The organism is Bacillus sp. 22475 (assembly GCF_052044835.1).
GTDB classification, from domain to species: domain Bacteria; phylum Bacillota; class Bacilli; order Bacillales; family Bacillaceae_G; genus Bacillus_A; species Bacillus_A cereus.
On sequence record NZ_JBQENW010000056.1, the window covers coordinates 1 to 14,899 of the forward strand.

Consider the following 14,899-nt stretch of genomic DNA (forward strand, 5'->3'; position numbering starts at 1 on the left):
AAACTCTCCAATAAAGTTAGTTTGTCTAGCATCTAAAAATAAAAATTGACGTTTCACGTTGTTTGTTTCGTTTAGTTTTCAAAGTTCAATATCGCGTTTCAACGACTTTTATAATTTAACATTTCTCATTAAATCTGTCAACAACTTTTTTCTTTCGTTCCTGACGACGCTTATTAATTTACCATATTAATCATTTAATAGTCAACACTTTTTAAAAAAATGCCAAAATAATTTTATCTTGGCATGATATAAAGCTTAATAATCACTAATGCCGCCACACCTGGTAGGCCTAATAAACTCGTTATTGCCGCTGTACCCATGTTAATTGGGATATGAAAATCAAAATATGTCCCTACAACATTTACGATAAAAAGCAATGCTATGCCTAGAGTAACATGAAAAATCACCTTTCCTATAAAACGTAATGGCTTAGAGGCAACACCAAAAACAAGAAAAATAAACACTAAAGTAAGAATGCCAACAATAATAATTGTAGAATTCATTTTTTCCTCCTTATGAATGACCTATACATCTATTTGTATGGGACAAGACAATAAAAAAGAACAGTTATCATAAACGGCATCTCTTTCATATAAACCTAATAAAACAACGCCTCAGCATTTAACAAATAAAATAAAAAGGCCTGCTCAGAAAGCAGAACCCTTTACCATTGTTCCATTTTTACAGGACGACGCTTTGCTTCTTTCAACAAGAAGAAATATTTCGCCTCCGCTATTTTCAAAGAACAAATGACATCTTGAGATGGTTCTACACTTTGTTCGACCATTCTCTTCTGACGTAACCACTCATTCTTCACTTTTTCCAAAAGTACAATTAACTTATCATCATACTCTTTACGCAATTTACCCTTTTTTTGAAAGAACATTTTTGTTTCTCCTCTTATACTTCTCTGCGACCTTCTAACGCTTTCGATAGTGTCACTTCATCTGCATATTCTAAATCTCCACCAACTGGCAGACCATGTGCAATACGAGTTACTTTAATGCCTGTAGGTTTTAAGAGGCGGGAGATATACATCGCTGTAGCTTCCCCTTCAATATTAGGGTTTGTTGCTAATATTACTTCTTGTACCGTTTCATCATGTAGTCGCTTTAAGAGTTGCGGGATATTAATGTCTTCCGGTCCAATTCCCTCCATAGGAGAAATCGCACCACGTAACACATGATATACACCTTGATACTCTTTCATTTTTTCCATCGCGATTACATCTTTCGGTTCTTGCACGACACAAACAACTGATTGATCTCGATGCGAATCATTACAAATATAACAAGGATCACGATCAGTAATATGTCCACATACAGAACAATACGCTAAATCTCGCTTCGCATTTACAAGTGCTTTCGCAAAACCTAACACATCATCTTCTTTCATATCTAATACGAAAAATGCCAATCGAACCGCTGTTTTCGGTCCGATACCTGGCAACTTCATAAAACTATCGATTAGTTTTGATATTGGTTCTGGATAATGCATGTATCAATATCCTCCTAGAACATTCCACCTGGTAAGTTTAAGCCTTTTGTAAATTTACCCATCGTAGAGTTTGATAGCTCATCAGCCTTTTTAAGTGCATCATTTGTTGCAGCTAACACTAAGTCTTGTAACATTTCGATATCCTCTGGATCTACAACCTCTTCTTTAATCTTCACTTCAAGAATTTGCTTGTGACCATTTGCAATAACTGTAATCATTCCGCCGCCAGCTGTACCTTCAACTGTTTTTTCACCAAGCTCTTCTTGTGCTTTCGCCATGTCTTTTTGCATCTTTTGCATTTGTTTCATCATGTTATTCATATTTCCCATTCCGCCACGCATCATAATTAATTCCTCCTAATTATTATTACTCTTTTATTTCAATGAGTTCTTGTCCTACTAATTTCACTGCCTCTTCTATAAGAGGGTCTTCCTTTTTCTCCGGGCTTTCTTCAGACTCTCCACCTTCACGTTGTAAAAAGTCTTCACGGATTTTACCCCATTCACTTTTTGGAATGGCAATCATATTTAACCTTTTACTTAGCAATTCAAATAAAGCTTGTTCTACTGTATCCATAGCTTCTCGATTTTCGCTCGCCATCTTACAGTGAATCTCATATTGAAATGCTAAAACGTAAGTGTCATCTGAAGCTGCCACTGGTTCGCTATTTTCTAGTAGAACAGCAAACGCTACTTTGTTATATGATTTGAGTCTTCCTAACAACTCACCCCATACAGCTTTTAATTGTTCTAAATCTTGACGCTTCGCTTGTTTTAATACTTCATTTACACGCCCGACAGGAATCTTCATACTTCCTGTTCGTACGGGTTTTGGTGTTGCACGTGTCTCTCTTACTTCCTGTTGTACACCAGCTGGCACACCGTTCTTTTTGACTTGCTCTAACTCTTTCTCCAATTGCTGCATCCTGTTCATAATTGCTTGCAAACGATCAGTACCGTTTGCTTGCATCATAAACTGTTGACACAATTGCACCATAACAACTTCTAAGAAAATACGCGGATGATTTGTCCACTTCATTTCCTGTTGTCCCTTACTAAGGGTATGAATAATCTCATAGATCACTTCCGGTTGCATTTCTTCACTCAACTTACGGAATTGATCATCTACAATTACTCGTTCCAACATATGTTCTAGTTGCGGTGAAGTTTGATATAAAAGCATATCACGATAATAGTAAATGAAATCCTCCATAAAACGAACTGGATCCTTCCCTTTACTCATCATTTCATCTATGATCTGTAATGCTCTTGATACATCATTTTCACGTATGCATTCTACTAAATTGCCTAAGTATTGCTGAGAAACAGATCCTGTTACGGCCAATACATCTTCTGTCGTAACAATCTCATCACTATAAGATATAGCCTGATCAATAAGACTAAGCGCGTCACGCATACCACCTTCAGCAGCACGGGCAACAATTTGTAATGCTTCATCTTCCACTTGCGTACCTTCATTTGTCACAACCGTTGATAATCTCTCAACAATATCATTCACTGATATTTTTCGGAATTCAAAACGCTGACAACGCGAAATAATTGTAGGCGGGATCTTATGAGGTTCTGTTGTCGCCAAAATAAAGATAACATGTCCTGGCGGCTCTTCTAAGGTTTTTAAAAGCGCATTAAATGCACCCATAGAAAGCATGTGAACTTCATCAATAATGTATACTTTATATTCTACAGCACTTGGAGCATATTTTACTTTATCTCTAATATCTCGAATTTCATCTACACCGTTATTTGAAGCCGCATCAATTTCTAATACATCTGAAATGGATCCTTGTGTAATTCCTAAACAAGAAGGACATTCATTACAAGGTTCAGCTACCGGAGCATGTTCACAGTTAATTGCTTTTGCAAATACTTTTGCAATTGTCGTTTTTCCTGTTCCCCTAGGACCAGAAAATAAATAAGCATGTGAAACTTTCTCTTGAAGAAGGGCATTTTGCAACGTTTTTGTCACGTGCTTTTGACCGACTACATCTTCGAACTTTTGCGGTCTCCATGTTCGGTATAACGCTTGGTATGACACGAAAATACGGCCTCCCTCAAAGGTTATTATCTCATTTATTATAACCCATTCTGTTTATAGATTCCAAAAGTTATTTTCTATACAAAAAACTCACCTTTGTATTAAGGTGAGTTTTGTATACATATATAACTGCCGTGCACCCTCCGTCGATTACGTACCATAAGCGTTACTCAAGCAGTTAGCTCGGTTCAGGCACTCCTGCGGCACACGAGAAGACCCGCTTATTGCTGCTTCCTTCCGGACCTGACAAGGTTCACGGGGTCCCGTTGCGCAGGACCCAAACGTCAACACCACTTACTTAAGGCAGACCTTACAGCAACATAACCTCGAGAGGGGATTCGGCCTCGCTAGAGCGGATTGCGAGTATAGGGCACCGCTACCTCCCCGCTTAGCACGGCAAAGTTAAAACCAATATTCGGTTGCCTTCATTAAAGGCATTATCAGTATAACTTGTTTCTTTATAAAATGCAAATACGTTAGTTCCCAGTATTTTTATCTAATTTTTTTATCGCTTTTCTTTTTTTACGAAGCTCTCTAAAAAAGTTTGTTAACAACGTACCGCATTCTTCCTCTAATACACCAGATACTACTTCACATTGATGATTGAAGCGTTCATCTGTTAAAAGATTCATTAATGTCCCTGCACACCCGCCCTTCGGATCACTTGCACCATATACAACTCGCTTCACTCGTGATAAAACAATTCCACCCGCACACATTGGACAAGGTTCTAATGTTACATACAATGTTGCATCTTCTAAACGCCATGTCCCTAATTTTTTACACGCCTCATCTATCGCTAGCAACTCAGCATGAGCTATTGATCTTTGCTCAGTTTCCCTTAAATTATGGGCAATACTAATTACCTCACCATCTAACACTATAACTGCTCCAATTGGCACTTCCTGTATTTCCTCTGCCTTTTTGGCTTCTTCTATCGCTAATTGCATAAAATAAATATCTTGATCTTGTTCCATAACATAGTCCTTTCATTACAAATAAAGTACACTTATTTCCATTTACTACACAGGGGATAACTTTTATATATTCAATCCACCCTAAAAGAAAAAAGAGAGGGGATTACATATGAAAAATACCGCCTTGCTCATTATCGATATGATTAATGACTTTGAATTTTCCCACGGACCCATTCTAGCTCAAAAATGTGAGACTATCACAAACCCTATTTTACAATTAAAGAAAAAAATGAAATCCTTCGGCTATCCTATAATTTACGTTAATGACCATTATCAACTTTGGAGATCTGATATCGACCAACTTATTACTCATTGCACAAATAAATATAGCGAAAATATAATCCATAAGATTGCTCCAAGTTCTGATGATTACATTTTTATTAAACCACATTATTCCGCTTTTTATGAAACACCTTTAAATTCATTACTAGGTTATTTAAAAATAGAAAATCTAATATTAACAGGAGTTGCCGGAAATATATGTATCCTATTTACAGCTAATGATGCCCATATGAGAAATTATACATTGTATGTACCACAGGATTGTATCGCCTCTAACAACGACCAAGATAATATACATGCTTTAAAAATAATGGAAACTACATTGAAAGCAAATATAACATCGTCATCCAAAATAAAATTTAATTAATACATATATCTATTTTCTAACTTTTTATATCAAATTAACCCGCTCGCTTCCCTCTTGTGCTACAATAATTCTGTTTTGTGTTTTTAGTAGTCACGGTAAATCACTGATTGAAAGGAGGAAACAGCGTGACCGGAGTACCATTTATTACGGTTGAAGGACCAATTGGTGTTGGAAAAACTTCACTTGCGAAGGAAATTTCAACTCACATGCAACTCCACTTACTAAAAGAGATTGTTGATGAAAATCCCTTTTTAGGAAAGTTCTATGAAGACATCGACGAATGGAGTTTTCAAACAGAGATGTTCTTTCTTTGTAATAGATACAAACAATTAGAAGATATTAACATAAAGTATTTGAATCAAAGGAAACCAGTAGTAGCGGATTACCATATCTTTAAAAATTTAATTTTTGCATCCCGCACATTAAAAGACTCTCAATATGACAAGTACATGCAAATTTATCGTATCCTTACTCAAGATATGCCTGTGCCAAACGTCATTGTTTATTTAACAGCTAGCCTAGAAACATTGCAAAAACGAATCGCCATGCGCGGAAGAGAATTTGAAAAAAACATGGATCCAAATTACTTACTACAGCTCACAAAAGATTATGAAACAGCAATGGATGCTTTTAAAAAAGATCATCCGGAAATACCAGTATTGAAATTTAATGGAGACGATATGGATTTTGTAAAAAATCCTGATGATTTAAACGTCATCCTATCTGCCCTTCAAAATACTCTCTTAAAGGAGTCGAAATAATAATGAATTTAAGGCAAAAATATGATATACCCAATGACGCAGTAATCACTATCGCCGGAACGGTAGGTGTGGGTAAATCAACTATGACAACTGCATTAGCTAATGCTTTAGGTTATCGCACATCATTTGAAAAAGTAGATTCCAATCCATATTTGGACAAGTTCTATGCGGACTTCACTCGCTGGAGCTTCCACCTACAAGTGTACTTTTTAGCAGAACGATTTAAGGAACAAAAAAGAATTTTTGAATACGGTGGCGGTTTTGTTCAAGATCGTTCTATTTACGAAGACACTGGAATTTTCGCAAAGATGCATCATGAAAAAGGTACGATGACGGAAACTGATTATGAAACATACAAAGGGTTATTTGACGCTATGGTCATGACTCCTTACTTCCCTCATCCAGACTTATTAATTTACTTAGAAGGTTCTTTCGATGATATTGTCGATCGTATTCAAGAACGCGGACGCCCAATGGAACAGCAAACGCCAATTGAGTACTGGAAAGAAATGCATGGACGTTATGAAAACTGGATTAACAACTTTAATTCATGCCCTGTATTACGCTTAAATATTAATGAGTACGATATTTTAAAAGATGGGGATTCAATCGAACCAATCATTAAAAAAATTGGCCATTTTTTAAAACAAACACGTAAACTTGTAAAATAAAAAACCCGTGCATATGCACGGGTTTTCCTATTAAATTACTTCTTCTTTGTTGGAGCAATAATTTCACTCTCAGGTTTTCCTGCGTTAATACGCTGACGAACAGTACTTGTACTAATATCGTATGCTTCAGCAATCTCTTTAACAGTCATTTCTTTCCCGTTAATTACTGCTGTTAATACTTTACCTGTACGTTTTGGAGCCGCTTCTTTCTTTACAGCTGCTTTTTTAACTTGTTTTGGCACCTCTACTTTATTCGTAGCTGGTTTTACATCACAAGTACAACCACAAAGTTTACGGAATGTATCATCACTAATAATGCGTGATACGTTTGCACCACTGTTTAAAATTCTATTGTTCTTACAGACAGGACATTGTACATAATATAAAGTTTTTCCATCTAAAGGAAACGTTTGTATAATAAGATCCATGTTGACTCCTTTCATATCTATGAAGATAATCATCGGAATATGAGTGTGTAATAAGGACAAAATTACCTTACACCATACTTTATGATTGGTTTTAAAATAAAAACTCGTTACGTGTTGGTAACGAGTTCTCCAATCTCCACTTATATGCGCTGTTGTCAATTATATCTGGAGGAGGTAGAGGGATTCGAACCCCCGCGCGACTCTCGCCGCCTGTCGGTTTTCAAGACCGATCCCTTCAGCCAGACTTGGGTATACCTCCATATTGACATCAAATATAATATCAAAAGAAAAACAGTTAGTCAACCCTACTAAAATAAATTATGAGGAAAGGAAAATTTTACTTTCCCCTTCCTACATTACAGTACTGACAACGCTCATAATTACCAATCACTCATACCGATGAATGTTTAAATTTACTTAATAACTGTTTTTCCTCCCATATAAGGGCGAAGAACTTCTGGAATTATAATTGTACCATCTTCTTGTTGGTAGTTTTCTAAAATAGCTGCAACCGTACGTCCAATTGCAAGACCAGATCCATTTAATGTATGGACATGTTCTGGTTTTCCATTTGGCTCACGGCGGAAACGGATATTTGCACGTCTCGCTTGGAAAGCTTCAAAATTACTACAAGAAGAAATTTCACGATATGTGCCATAGCTTGGAATCCATACTTCAATATCGTATTTCTTCGCTGCTGTAAATCCTAAATCGCCTGTGCACATGCTCATAACGCGATATGGCAACTCTAATAATTGTAACACGCGTTCTGCATCATTTGTTAATTTTTCTAACTCTTCATAAGAATCTTCTGGTTTTACGAACTTCACAAGCTCTACTTTATTGAACTGATGCTGGCGAATTAAACCGCGTGTATCGCGACCAGCTGAACCTGCTTCAGAGCGGAAGCAAGAGCTAAATGCAGCATATCTTATAGGCAATTGCTCTTTATTTAAAATCTCATCACGATGCATATTCGTTACAGGTACTTCAGCTGTTGGAATTAAGAAATAATCTTCACTTTCAATACGGAATGCATCTTCTTCAAACTTTGGAAGTTGTCCTGTTCCTGTCATACTTGCACGGTTTACCATATATGGAGGTAATACTTCTTCATATCCATGCTCATCAGTATGAAGATCAAGCATAAAGCTAATTAAAGCACGCTCTAATCTTGCACCAGCACCTTTGTAAAATACGAAGCGGCTTCCTGTTACTTTCCCAGCGCGTTCAAAATCTAAAATTCCTAAATCAGTAGCAAGATCCCAATGTGGTTTTGGTTCAAAAGTAAATTCTTTCACTTCTCCCCAAGTACGCGCTACTACATTATCATCCTCTGTTTCACCGACTGGAGCAGACTCATGAGGGATATTTGGAATAGATAACATTAATCTTTCTAAGTCTTCTTCAACTGTGCGAAGTTCGTTATCAAAATCCTTTACTTTTTCTCCAACCTCACGCATTTCTAAAATTAGAACTTCTGCATCTTTCTTTTCGCGCTTTAATACAGAGATTTGTTGAGACACTTCATTACGTTTACTTTTTAATTCTTCTGTCTGAACAAGTAGTTCTCTTCTTCTCGTATCAAGTTCTTCAAAACGTCCGAAATCAGTTAGATCTTCACCTCTATGCTGTAATTTCGCTTTTACTTCTTCAAAGTTTGTACGTAAAAATTTAATATCAAGCATTATATACTCCTCCTTTTATTTTATAAAACACAAAAAACTCCCGTCCCTATATAAAGGGACGGGAGTTAACCCGCGTTGCCACCCTAGTTGAAAGCATTACCGCTTTCCTCTCAAGTAGAAATAACGGCTCTTCACCGGGAATGCTTACTAATCCAAAAGATGTTCCACATTCCATTCCAGGATGGATTCACAAACTGTTTCTATCGATTTCCACCAACCATCGACTCTCTATAAGAAACAACATTTGTTACTATTTCCTATCAACACGCTTATTTTATAAAATTGTTACCATCAATTTACTATAATCTTATACAAGTTGCAAGTTACTTATACAACTTTTTTCATTTTCGCTTCTTTTACCATTTCAACAAAGTATGCTGTTACACGATGATCATCTGTTAATTCCGGATGGAATGAAGCAGCTAAAAACTGATCTTGTCTTACCGCTACCATTCGGTCACCATGCTTAGAAAGCACTTCAACATTATCAGCTACTTCTACAACATACGGCGCACGGATAAATACACCAACGAAGTCTTCACCCACGCCTTCAATTGAAAGCGCAGCTTCAAAACTATCCTTTTGGCGTCCGAACGCATTGCGCTCAACTGTAATATCCATAGCACCAATATGTGCTTCTTCATAGCCAATAAGTGTTTTCGCAAGAAGAATCATCCCTGCACATGTACCAAACATTGGTTTACCAGACTTTGCAAATGTGCGAAGTGGTTCCATGAAAGCATACTTATCAATAAGACGGCGCATTGTTGTACTTTCACCGCCTGGTAAAATAAGACCATCAATCTCTTCAAGTTGCTCTATACGCTTTACAACAACAGCTTCTGCACCACTTGCTTCAACTGATTTTACATGTTCACGAACTGCACCTTGAAGACCTAGTACACCGATTTTCACCATTTTAAAGTTCTCCTTTAATTACCATCCACGCTCTTGCATGCGTTGTTCTGGTAATAACGTTGAAATTTCGATACCTTTCATTGCATTACCTAACCCTTTAGAAAGGCTTGCAATTAGTTCGTAATCTTCATAATGAGTCGTTGCTTCAACGATTGCACGTGCAAATCTCTCTGGGTTTTCTGATTTGAAGATACCAGATCCAACAAATACCCCATCAGCACCAAGTTGCATCATTAATGCAGCATCTGCTGGCGTTGCTATACCACCTGCCGCAAAATTTACAACTGGTAAGCGACCAAGACGTTTAATTTCAAGTAATACTTCGTAAGGAGCACCAGTATTTTTTGCATATGTCATTAACTCATCTTCACGTAGACTCGCAACTTGACGGATTTCTGCATTGACTTGGCGCATATGACGCACTGCCTCTACAATGTTTCCTGTTCCTGGTTCACCTTTTGTACGAAGCATAGATGCACCTTCTGCAATACGGCGTGCAGCTTCTCCGATATCACGGCAACCACATACAAATGGAACTGTGTAATCACGTTTATTTAAATGGTATACTTCATCAGCAGGAGTTAATACTTCACTCTCATCGATATAGTCTACCCCTAATGATTCTAATACACGTGCTTCTACAAGGTGACCGATACGGCATTTTGCCATAACCGGAATTGACACTGCCCCCATAACTTCTTCAACGATTGTTGGGTCTGCCATACGAGAAACGCCACCTGCTGCACGAATGTCTGCTGGTACACGCTCTAATGCCATAACGGCAACTGCGCCTGCCTCTTCTGCAATTTTTGCTTGTTCAGCGTTAATTACGTCCATAATAACGCCGCCTTTTTGCATTTCTGCCATTCCACGTTTTACACGCTCTGTCCCTGTTACATTTGTCATGTACAAAAACCCCCCTAGGTGAATTGCTTTCCCCCGTTAAAGGCGAAAATTAAGAATACTCTTACATTCTACCACTAACTATCAGATGCTTGTCTACTACTTTTTCATAAAGTCGGTATGAAAAATAGGAATAAAAAAAAAGCCCCTACCATGAGGAGCTTCTAAAACCAACCTTTTACTGTATCAACAGCACTATTCCACATACCACTAAAGAATGAACCAATTCCGCGCATAGCACGAGTAAACCAGTTTGCTTCTTCTACTTCAGATGTTGTTACAAGATCCACTTGCAACGACTTACCAGTTAAAAATCCAGGGTCGTTTGTATCTTTTGGCGCAATTACCATTTGACCAAGCGCAGCTCCCTTTTTAATAGGTGCTTCTTGTCCCTTACTTGATTCTTTTAATTCTGTTTTATAAACATCTTTACTTCCTTTTGGCACTGGAAGTGAAATAGCTTGTTTCGTTTGAACTGCTACATCTTTATCTTTCGCATTTTCTACTCTTACTGTTTCTTGTCCTTTTACTGAAGAACCTTTTTTATACATTTGTTTCACTTCAAAGTTAGCAAATCCATAATCATATAGCTTCTTTGTTTCATCAAAACGTGCTGTATGAGAACTTGTTTTAATAACTACAGAAATAAAACGCATACCGTTTCTTTCAACCGTACCAGTGAAGCAATCTCCTGCTTCTGGAGTTGAGCCTGTTTTCAGACCATCTACGCCATCATATTCTTTAACTAAGCCCTTTAACATCCAGTTCCAGTTTGACATTGCAAACTTCTCTTTTTCTGGACGGAATTCTTTTTTAGGAATTTTTGCTGTATCTAACACTTTTGGATAATCTTTAATTAAATGTTGTGCTAAAATTGCAACATCCTTTGCAGACATTTTATTTTCTTCATCTGCTGTTGTTCCTTCAGGATGCATTCCCTTTAAATCTTTATTCGTTAAACCTGTAGAATTGACAAATTTATAATTTTTCAACCCTAGTTCTTTCGATTTATCATTCATCATTTTTACGAAATCTACTTCTTTACCTGCAATTGCTTCTGCTAATGCAATTGTTGCACCATTTGCAGAAAAGATTGCCATTGCCTCATATAACTCTTTTACTGTATAAGAGCCACCATTTTCTAATGCAACATTTGATAATGAAGCATCTTGTGAAACCTTATATGCATATTCAGAAACCTTAATTTTCTGGTCCCACTTAAGTTTTCCTTTATCCACTGCTTCGTGAACTAAATATTCACTCATCATCTTTGTCATACTAGCAATGGATAATAATTCATCTGCATTCTTTTGATATAAAATTTTCCCAGAATTCGCTTCTACTAAAATTGCCGCACCTGCTTCAATGTTTAAAGCGGCTCCTGTTTCAGCTGACGCATTGCTATATGGCATAAAAATGCTACAAGCTAGTGTAAGCACTGTTACCAAAGCAATGAATCTTTTGCAAAACATACCTTTCACTTTTGCTACCCCCAATATCTATGTACTCACATAACCGTTATTCTAACATAATCAAAAAAAAATAGACAGAGATATCAAATCTCTGTCTATTTGTATATAAGACATTATAATGAGTAGTTTGGAGCCTCTTTTGTAATTTGTACGTGATGAGGATGACTTTCACGTAAGCCTGCACCTGACATACGAATGAATTGTGCATTTTCGCGTAAGAATTCTAAATCCTGTGCTCCGCAATATCCCATACCTGCACGTAAGCCACCAACTAATTGGTGAACTGTATCTGCTAAAGGTCCTTTATATGGTACTCGTCCTTCAATACCTTCTGGGACAAGTTTTTTATTTCCTTCTTGGAAGTAACGATCTTTACTTCCTTTTTCCATCGCACCGACAGAACCCATACCACGATACACTTTAAATTGACGACCTTGGTAAATTTCAGTTTCTCCAGGACTTTCGGCAACACCAGCAAACATACTACCTAGCATAACAACATGTGCTCCTGCTGCTAAAGCTTTAACCATATCACCAGAGTACTTAACACCGCCATCAGCAATAACTGGAATACCGTGTTTACGAGCTTCGGTTGCACAATCATAAACTGCTGTTAATTGTGGTACACCAACACCAGCTACAACACGTGTTGTACAAATAGAACCTGGTCCAATACCAACTTTAACTACGTTTGCACCAGCTTCAATTAATGCTTTCGTTGCTTCAGCTGTAGCAACATTTCCAGCGATAATATTTAATGATGGATATTTAGCACGAACTTCTTTTACCTTATCAATAACGCCTTTAGAATGCCCATGAGCTGTATCAAGAACGATTGCATCTACGCTTGCTTTTACTAATGCATCGATACGAAGCATCGCATCAGCTGTTACACCAACTGCCGCTCCAACTAATAAGCGTCCTTGCTTATCTTTAGCAGAGTTTGGGAATTCAATTACTTTTTCAATATCTTTTATTGTAATCAGCCCTTGTAATACACCGTTATTATCAACAAGAGGGAGTTTTTCAATTTTATACTTTTGTAGGATCTTTTCAGCTTCTTCCAGTGTAGTACCAACTGGAGCTGTAATTAATTGTTCTTTTGTCATTACGTCAGAAATTTTGATTGAGTAGTCTTGGATGAAGCGCATATCACGGTTTGTAATAATACCAACTAATTTTCGCTCATCTAAATTATTTACAACCGGTACACCTGAGATACGATATTTTCCCATAAGATGTTCTGCATCATATACTTGATGTTCTGGAGTTAAGAAGAAAGGATCTGAAATAACGCCGCTTTCAGAGCGCTTTACTTTATCAACTTGCTCTGCTTGTTGCTCAATAGACATATTCTTATGAATAATTCCTAAACCACCTTGGCGAGCCATTGCAATAGCCATGTCAGCTTCTGTCACTGTATCCATTCCTGCACTAATTAACGGGATGTTTAGCTGTAAGCTTTCAGATAAAACTGTTTTAACACTTACTTCTCTTGGTAATATATCTGACCTAGCTGGTACAAGTAATACATCATCAAAAGTCAAACCTTCTTTAACAAATTTAGATTCCCACATAATTGTTCCCCCTATGATACCAGAAATTATTATTAGTAGCTTATCAATTGGTTAAAATACTGTCAAGGACGTATATATATGTTAGAATTTTTAGACAATAAAAGGAGCGTAATATATGCATCAAACATCTTGCACTTGGCAGCAGTTAAGTTTCTTTTTTTCATCTCAAAACGTACAACGTTATCTTGCCCGTTGTTATGAAAAATCCTCTATTCAGGATGCCGAAAAAAAAAGTTTTGAAAATTGTTATCCCTTTATTTATTACTTAGAACACGGGAAAAATTATTATGAATTATATAAGACAGCTCCATTTTCCATTCAACCAATGTTGTTATTTTATGGAATTAGCCAACTTTTTAAAGCATGTCTACTAACCATTGATCCTAACTATCCTGAGTCCACTACTGTTTTAGCTCATGGCGTTACAACTCGCAAACGAAAAAAACAAGGGTATCAATTTTTAGAAGATGAGGTGAAGGTACAAAAAAACGGATTGTTTACTCATGTTGCAGAACAACTGTTTCACATGAAACACTTAGAAGCAGAAAAATTTAACATGTTAGAACTAATGGGAAATATTCCAGAATTACAAAATTTGTTTCGCTATAGTCAAAAAGGATCGACTTTATATAAAATCGATTCAACAATTAAAAATGAGCTCTCCTTTTCAGCCAACCTACTAGATCGATTACATATGACTAAAGAGAGATTTTCCCGCTACATTGAAACATCTTGTAAGCATTTATCAATGCAACATGTACCTGAGAAAACTAATGAATCGAATTTACTTTTTACGGCGCCAATTCAATCATGGAATCCTATGTACAGTACTCCTTTATACTATGAACATCTTACTAATACTTATTATTTACCACTTACAACTGATCCTAGAAATCCTAAACCAGTATTACCTGAACTCCTCGTTCATTATTTATTGCTCTATAATTTAAGCATGATTTCTAGGTATGAAACAGATTGGTGGTATGACTTACTTGGAAGCTATGGCTCTGAAGATTATCCATTTATTTATCAATTTCTTAATATTTCTGCTCAAAAAATCCCTTACTATATTTCATCATTTTTACTAACAGAACCTAACCTATTTCATGGGAAATAAAAAAACACAAGTCAAAAGACTTGTGTTTTTAGTTGCTTGGCGACGTCCTACTCTCACAGGGACAAGGTCCCAACTACCATCGGCGCTAGAGAGCTTAACTTCCGTGTTCGGTATGGGAACGGGTGTGACCTCTCTGCCATCATCACCAAACTATGAAGGCATATTCCTTCAAAACTAGATAACATT

General features: G+C 36.9%; 16 protein-coding genes, 1 tRNA gene, 1 rRNA gene, 1 other RNA gene and 1 other annotated feature. Of the genes, 4 read left to right on the forward strand and 15 right to left on the reverse strand.

The genetic code is table 11. From position 1 onward, the window contains the following. Nucleotides 1-233 precede the first annotated feature (233 nt). The 7 genes from ACTJJY_RS30925 to tadA all read right to left on the reverse strand — a co-directional run bounded on the left by ACTJJY_RS30925 (nt 234) and on the right by tadA (nt 4,529). Nucleotides 234-503, reverse strand: coding sequence for a pro-sigmaK processing inhibitor BofA family protein (locus ACTJJY_RS30925; protein ID WP_001089273.1), 270 nt, complete (start codon nt 501-503; stop codon nt 234-236). A 161-nt stretch (nt 504-664) separates the two neighbouring features. Continuing rightward, on the reverse strand, nt 665-886 hold the full coding sequence (locus ACTJJY_RS30930; RefSeq protein WP_000466019.1) for a YaaL family protein: 222 nt from the start codon (nt 884-886) through the stop codon (nt 665-667). A 14-nt stretch (nt 887-900) separates the two neighbouring features. Then, nucleotides 901-1,497 carry a recombination protein RecR gene (gene recR, locus ACTJJY_RS30935; protein WP_000559169.1) on the reverse strand — a complete coding sequence of 199 codons (597 nt, stop codon included), beginning with the start codon at nt 1,495-1,497 and terminating at the stop codon, nt 901-903. 14 nt (nt 1,498-1,511) lie between these two features. Then, the gene (locus tag ACTJJY_RS30940) at nt 1,512-1,838 is read right to left on the reverse strand and encodes a YbaB/EbfC family nucleoid-associated protein (protein ID WP_014894853.1); all 327 of its coding nucleotides are present in this window, start codon (nt 1,836-1,838) and stop codon (nt 1,512-1,514) included. 25 nt (nt 1,839-1,863) lie between these two features. Next, entirely contained in the window at nt 1,864-3,552 is a 1,689-nt protein-coding gene (gene dnaX / locus ACTJJY_RS30945) for a DNA polymerase III subunit gamma/tau (protein ID WP_000121561.1), read from the reverse strand. A gap of 132 nt (nt 3,553-3,684) precedes the next feature. Next, nucleotides 3,685-3,949: signal recognition particle sRNA large type (ffs, locus tag ACTJJY_RS30950), an RNA gene on the reverse strand. 79 nt (nt 3,950-4,028) lie between these two features. Beyond that, nucleotides 4,029-4,529 (reverse strand): tRNA adenosine(34) deaminase TadA, encoded by a 501-nt coding sequence (tadA, locus tag ACTJJY_RS30955; RefSeq protein ID WP_440607373.1) that lies wholly within the window; start codon nt 4,527-4,529, stop codon nt 4,029-4,031. Between the two features lie 109 nt (nt 4,530-4,638). Here tadA and ACTJJY_RS30960 point away from each other — a divergent pair, with 109 nt between their 5' ends. The 3 genes from ACTJJY_RS30960 to ACTJJY_RS30970 all read left to right on the forward strand — a co-directional run bounded on the left by ACTJJY_RS30960 (nt 4,639) and on the right by ACTJJY_RS30970 (nt 6,610). Next, nucleotides 4,639-5,178: an isochorismatase family cysteine hydrolase gene (locus tag ACTJJY_RS30960; protein WP_440607374.1), complete on the forward strand. Its 540-nt coding sequence runs from the start codon at nt 4,639-4,641 to the stop codon at nt 5,176-5,178. 125 nt (nt 5,179-5,303) lie between these two features. Further along, entirely contained in the window at nt 5,304-5,939 is a 636-nt protein-coding gene (locus tag ACTJJY_RS30965) for a deoxynucleoside kinase (RefSeq protein ID WP_000148218.1), read from the forward strand. A 2-nt stretch (nt 5,940-5,941) separates the two neighbouring features. Then, a complete protein-coding gene (locus tag ACTJJY_RS30970; RefSeq protein WP_001053585.1) occupies nt 5,942-6,610 on the forward strand; it encodes a deoxynucleoside kinase in 669 nt (222 codons plus the stop codon). 35 nt (nt 6,611-6,645) lie between these two features. Here the strand turns inward: ACTJJY_RS30970 and ACTJJY_RS30975 are convergent, their stop codons facing one another. The 7 genes from ACTJJY_RS30975 to guaB form a co-directional block, all read right to left on the reverse strand. Beyond that, on the reverse strand, nt 6,646-7,038 hold the full coding sequence (locus tag ACTJJY_RS30975) for a DUF3797 domain-containing protein (protein WP_000364192.1): 393 nt from the start codon (nt 7,036-7,038) through the stop codon (nt 6,646-6,648). Nucleotides 7,039-7,204: 166 nt separating this feature from the next. Then, nucleotides 7,205-7,297: transfer RNA gene (locus ACTJJY_RS30980), tRNA-Ser, on the reverse strand. A gap of 154 nt (nt 7,298-7,451) precedes the next feature. Beyond that, a complete protein-coding gene (gene serS / locus ACTJJY_RS30985; RefSeq protein WP_168411619.1) occupies nt 7,452-8,726 on the reverse strand; it encodes a serine--tRNA ligase in 1,275 nt (424 codons plus the stop codon). 51 nt (nt 8,727-8,777) lie between these two features. Next, nucleotides 8,778-8,999: a binding site (T-box leader), on the reverse strand. Between the two features lie 54 nt (nt 9,000-9,053). Then, a complete protein-coding gene (pdxT, locus tag ACTJJY_RS30990) occupies nt 9,054-9,644 on the reverse strand; it encodes a pyridoxal 5'-phosphate synthase glutaminase subunit PdxT (RefSeq protein WP_000238785.1) in 591 nt (196 codons plus the stop codon). An 18-nt stretch (nt 9,645-9,662) separates the two neighbouring features. Continuing rightward, a complete protein-coding gene (pdxS, locus tag ACTJJY_RS30995; RefSeq protein WP_000186154.1) occupies nt 9,663-10,550 on the reverse strand; it encodes a pyridoxal 5'-phosphate synthase lyase subunit PdxS in 888 nt (295 codons plus the stop codon). 161 nt (nt 10,551-10,711) lie between these two features. After that, the gene (gene dacA / locus ACTJJY_RS31000) at nt 10,712-12,019 is read right to left on the reverse strand and encodes a D-alanyl-D-alanine carboxypeptidase DacA (RefSeq protein WP_440607376.1); all 1,308 of its coding nucleotides are present in this window, start codon (nt 12,017-12,019) and stop codon (nt 10,712-10,714) included. Nucleotides 12,020-12,132: 113 nt separating this feature from the next. After that, nucleotides 12,133-13,596 (reverse strand): IMP dehydrogenase, encoded by a 1,464-nt coding sequence (gene guaB, locus ACTJJY_RS31005; protein ID WP_000264089.1) that lies wholly within the window; start codon nt 13,594-13,596, stop codon nt 12,133-12,135. 115 nt (nt 13,597-13,711) lie between these two features. On the opposite strand from guaB, the gene ACTJJY_RS31010 reads away from it, so the two are divergent. Next, the gene (locus ACTJJY_RS31010) at nt 13,712-14,713 is read left to right on the forward strand and encodes a YaaC family protein (protein WP_440607375.1); all 1,002 of its coding nucleotides are present in this window, start codon (nt 13,712-13,714) and stop codon (nt 14,711-14,713) included. Between the two features lie 34 nt (nt 14,714-14,747). Here ACTJJY_RS31010 and rrf read toward each other — a convergent pair. Next, nucleotides 14,748-14,863: ribosomal RNA gene (gene rrf, locus ACTJJY_RS31015) — 5S ribosomal RNA — on the reverse strand. Nucleotides 14,864-14,899: the final 36 nt, after the last annotated feature.

Excerpts from the sequence above, each read along its gene's own strand:
- ACTJJY_RS30925 (WP_001089273.1), bottom strand. The coding sequence starts at position 503 with ATGAATTCTACAATTATTATTGTTGGCATTCTTACTTTAGTGTTTATT.
- ACTJJY_RS30930 (WP_000466019.1), bottom strand. The coding sequence starts at position 886 with ATGTTCTTTCAAAAAAAGGGTAAATTGCGTAAAGAGTATGATGATAAG.
- recR (WP_000559169.1), bottom strand. The coding sequence starts at position 1,497 with ATGCATTATCCAGAACCAATATCAAAACTAATCGATAGTTTTATGAAG.
- ACTJJY_RS30940 (WP_014894853.1), bottom strand. The coding sequence starts at position 1,838 with ATGCGTGGCGGAATGGGAAATATGAATAACATGATGAAACAAATGCAA.
- tadA (WP_440607373.1), bottom strand. The coding sequence starts at position 4,529 with ATGGAACAAGATCAAGATATTTATTTTATGCAATTAGCGATAGAAGAA.
- ACTJJY_RS30960 (WP_440607374.1), top strand. The coding sequence starts at position 4,639 with ATGAAAAATACCGCCTTGCTCATTATCGATATGATTAATGACTTTGAA.
- ACTJJY_RS30970 (WP_001053585.1), top strand. The coding sequence starts at position 5,942 with ATGAATTTAAGGCAAAAATATGATATACCCAATGACGCAGTAATCACT.
- ACTJJY_RS30975 (WP_000364192.1), bottom strand. The coding sequence starts at position 7,038 with ATGGATCTTATTATACAAACGTTTCCTTTAGATGGAAAAACTTTATAT.
- serS (WP_168411619.1), bottom strand. The coding sequence starts at position 8,726 with ATGCTTGATATTAAATTTTTACGTACAAACTTTGAAGAAGTAAAAGCG.
- pdxT (WP_000238785.1), bottom strand. The coding sequence starts at position 9,644 with ATGGTGAAAATCGGTGTACTAGGTCTTCAAGGTGCAGTTCGTGAACAT.
- pdxS (WP_000186154.1), bottom strand. The coding sequence starts at position 10,550 with ATGACAAATGTAACAGGGACAGAGCGTGTAAAACGTGGAATGGCAGAA.
- dacA (WP_440607376.1), bottom strand. The coding sequence starts at position 12,019 with ATGTTTTGCAAAAGATTCATTGCTTTGGTAACAGTGCTTACACTAGCT.
- guaB (WP_000264089.1), bottom strand. The coding sequence starts at position 13,596 with ATGTGGGAATCTAAATTTGTTAAAGAAGGTTTGACTTTTGATGATGTA.
- ACTJJY_RS31010 (WP_440607375.1), top strand. The coding sequence starts at position 13,712 with ATGCATCAAACATCTTGCACTTGGCAGCAGTTAAGTTTCTTTTTTTCA.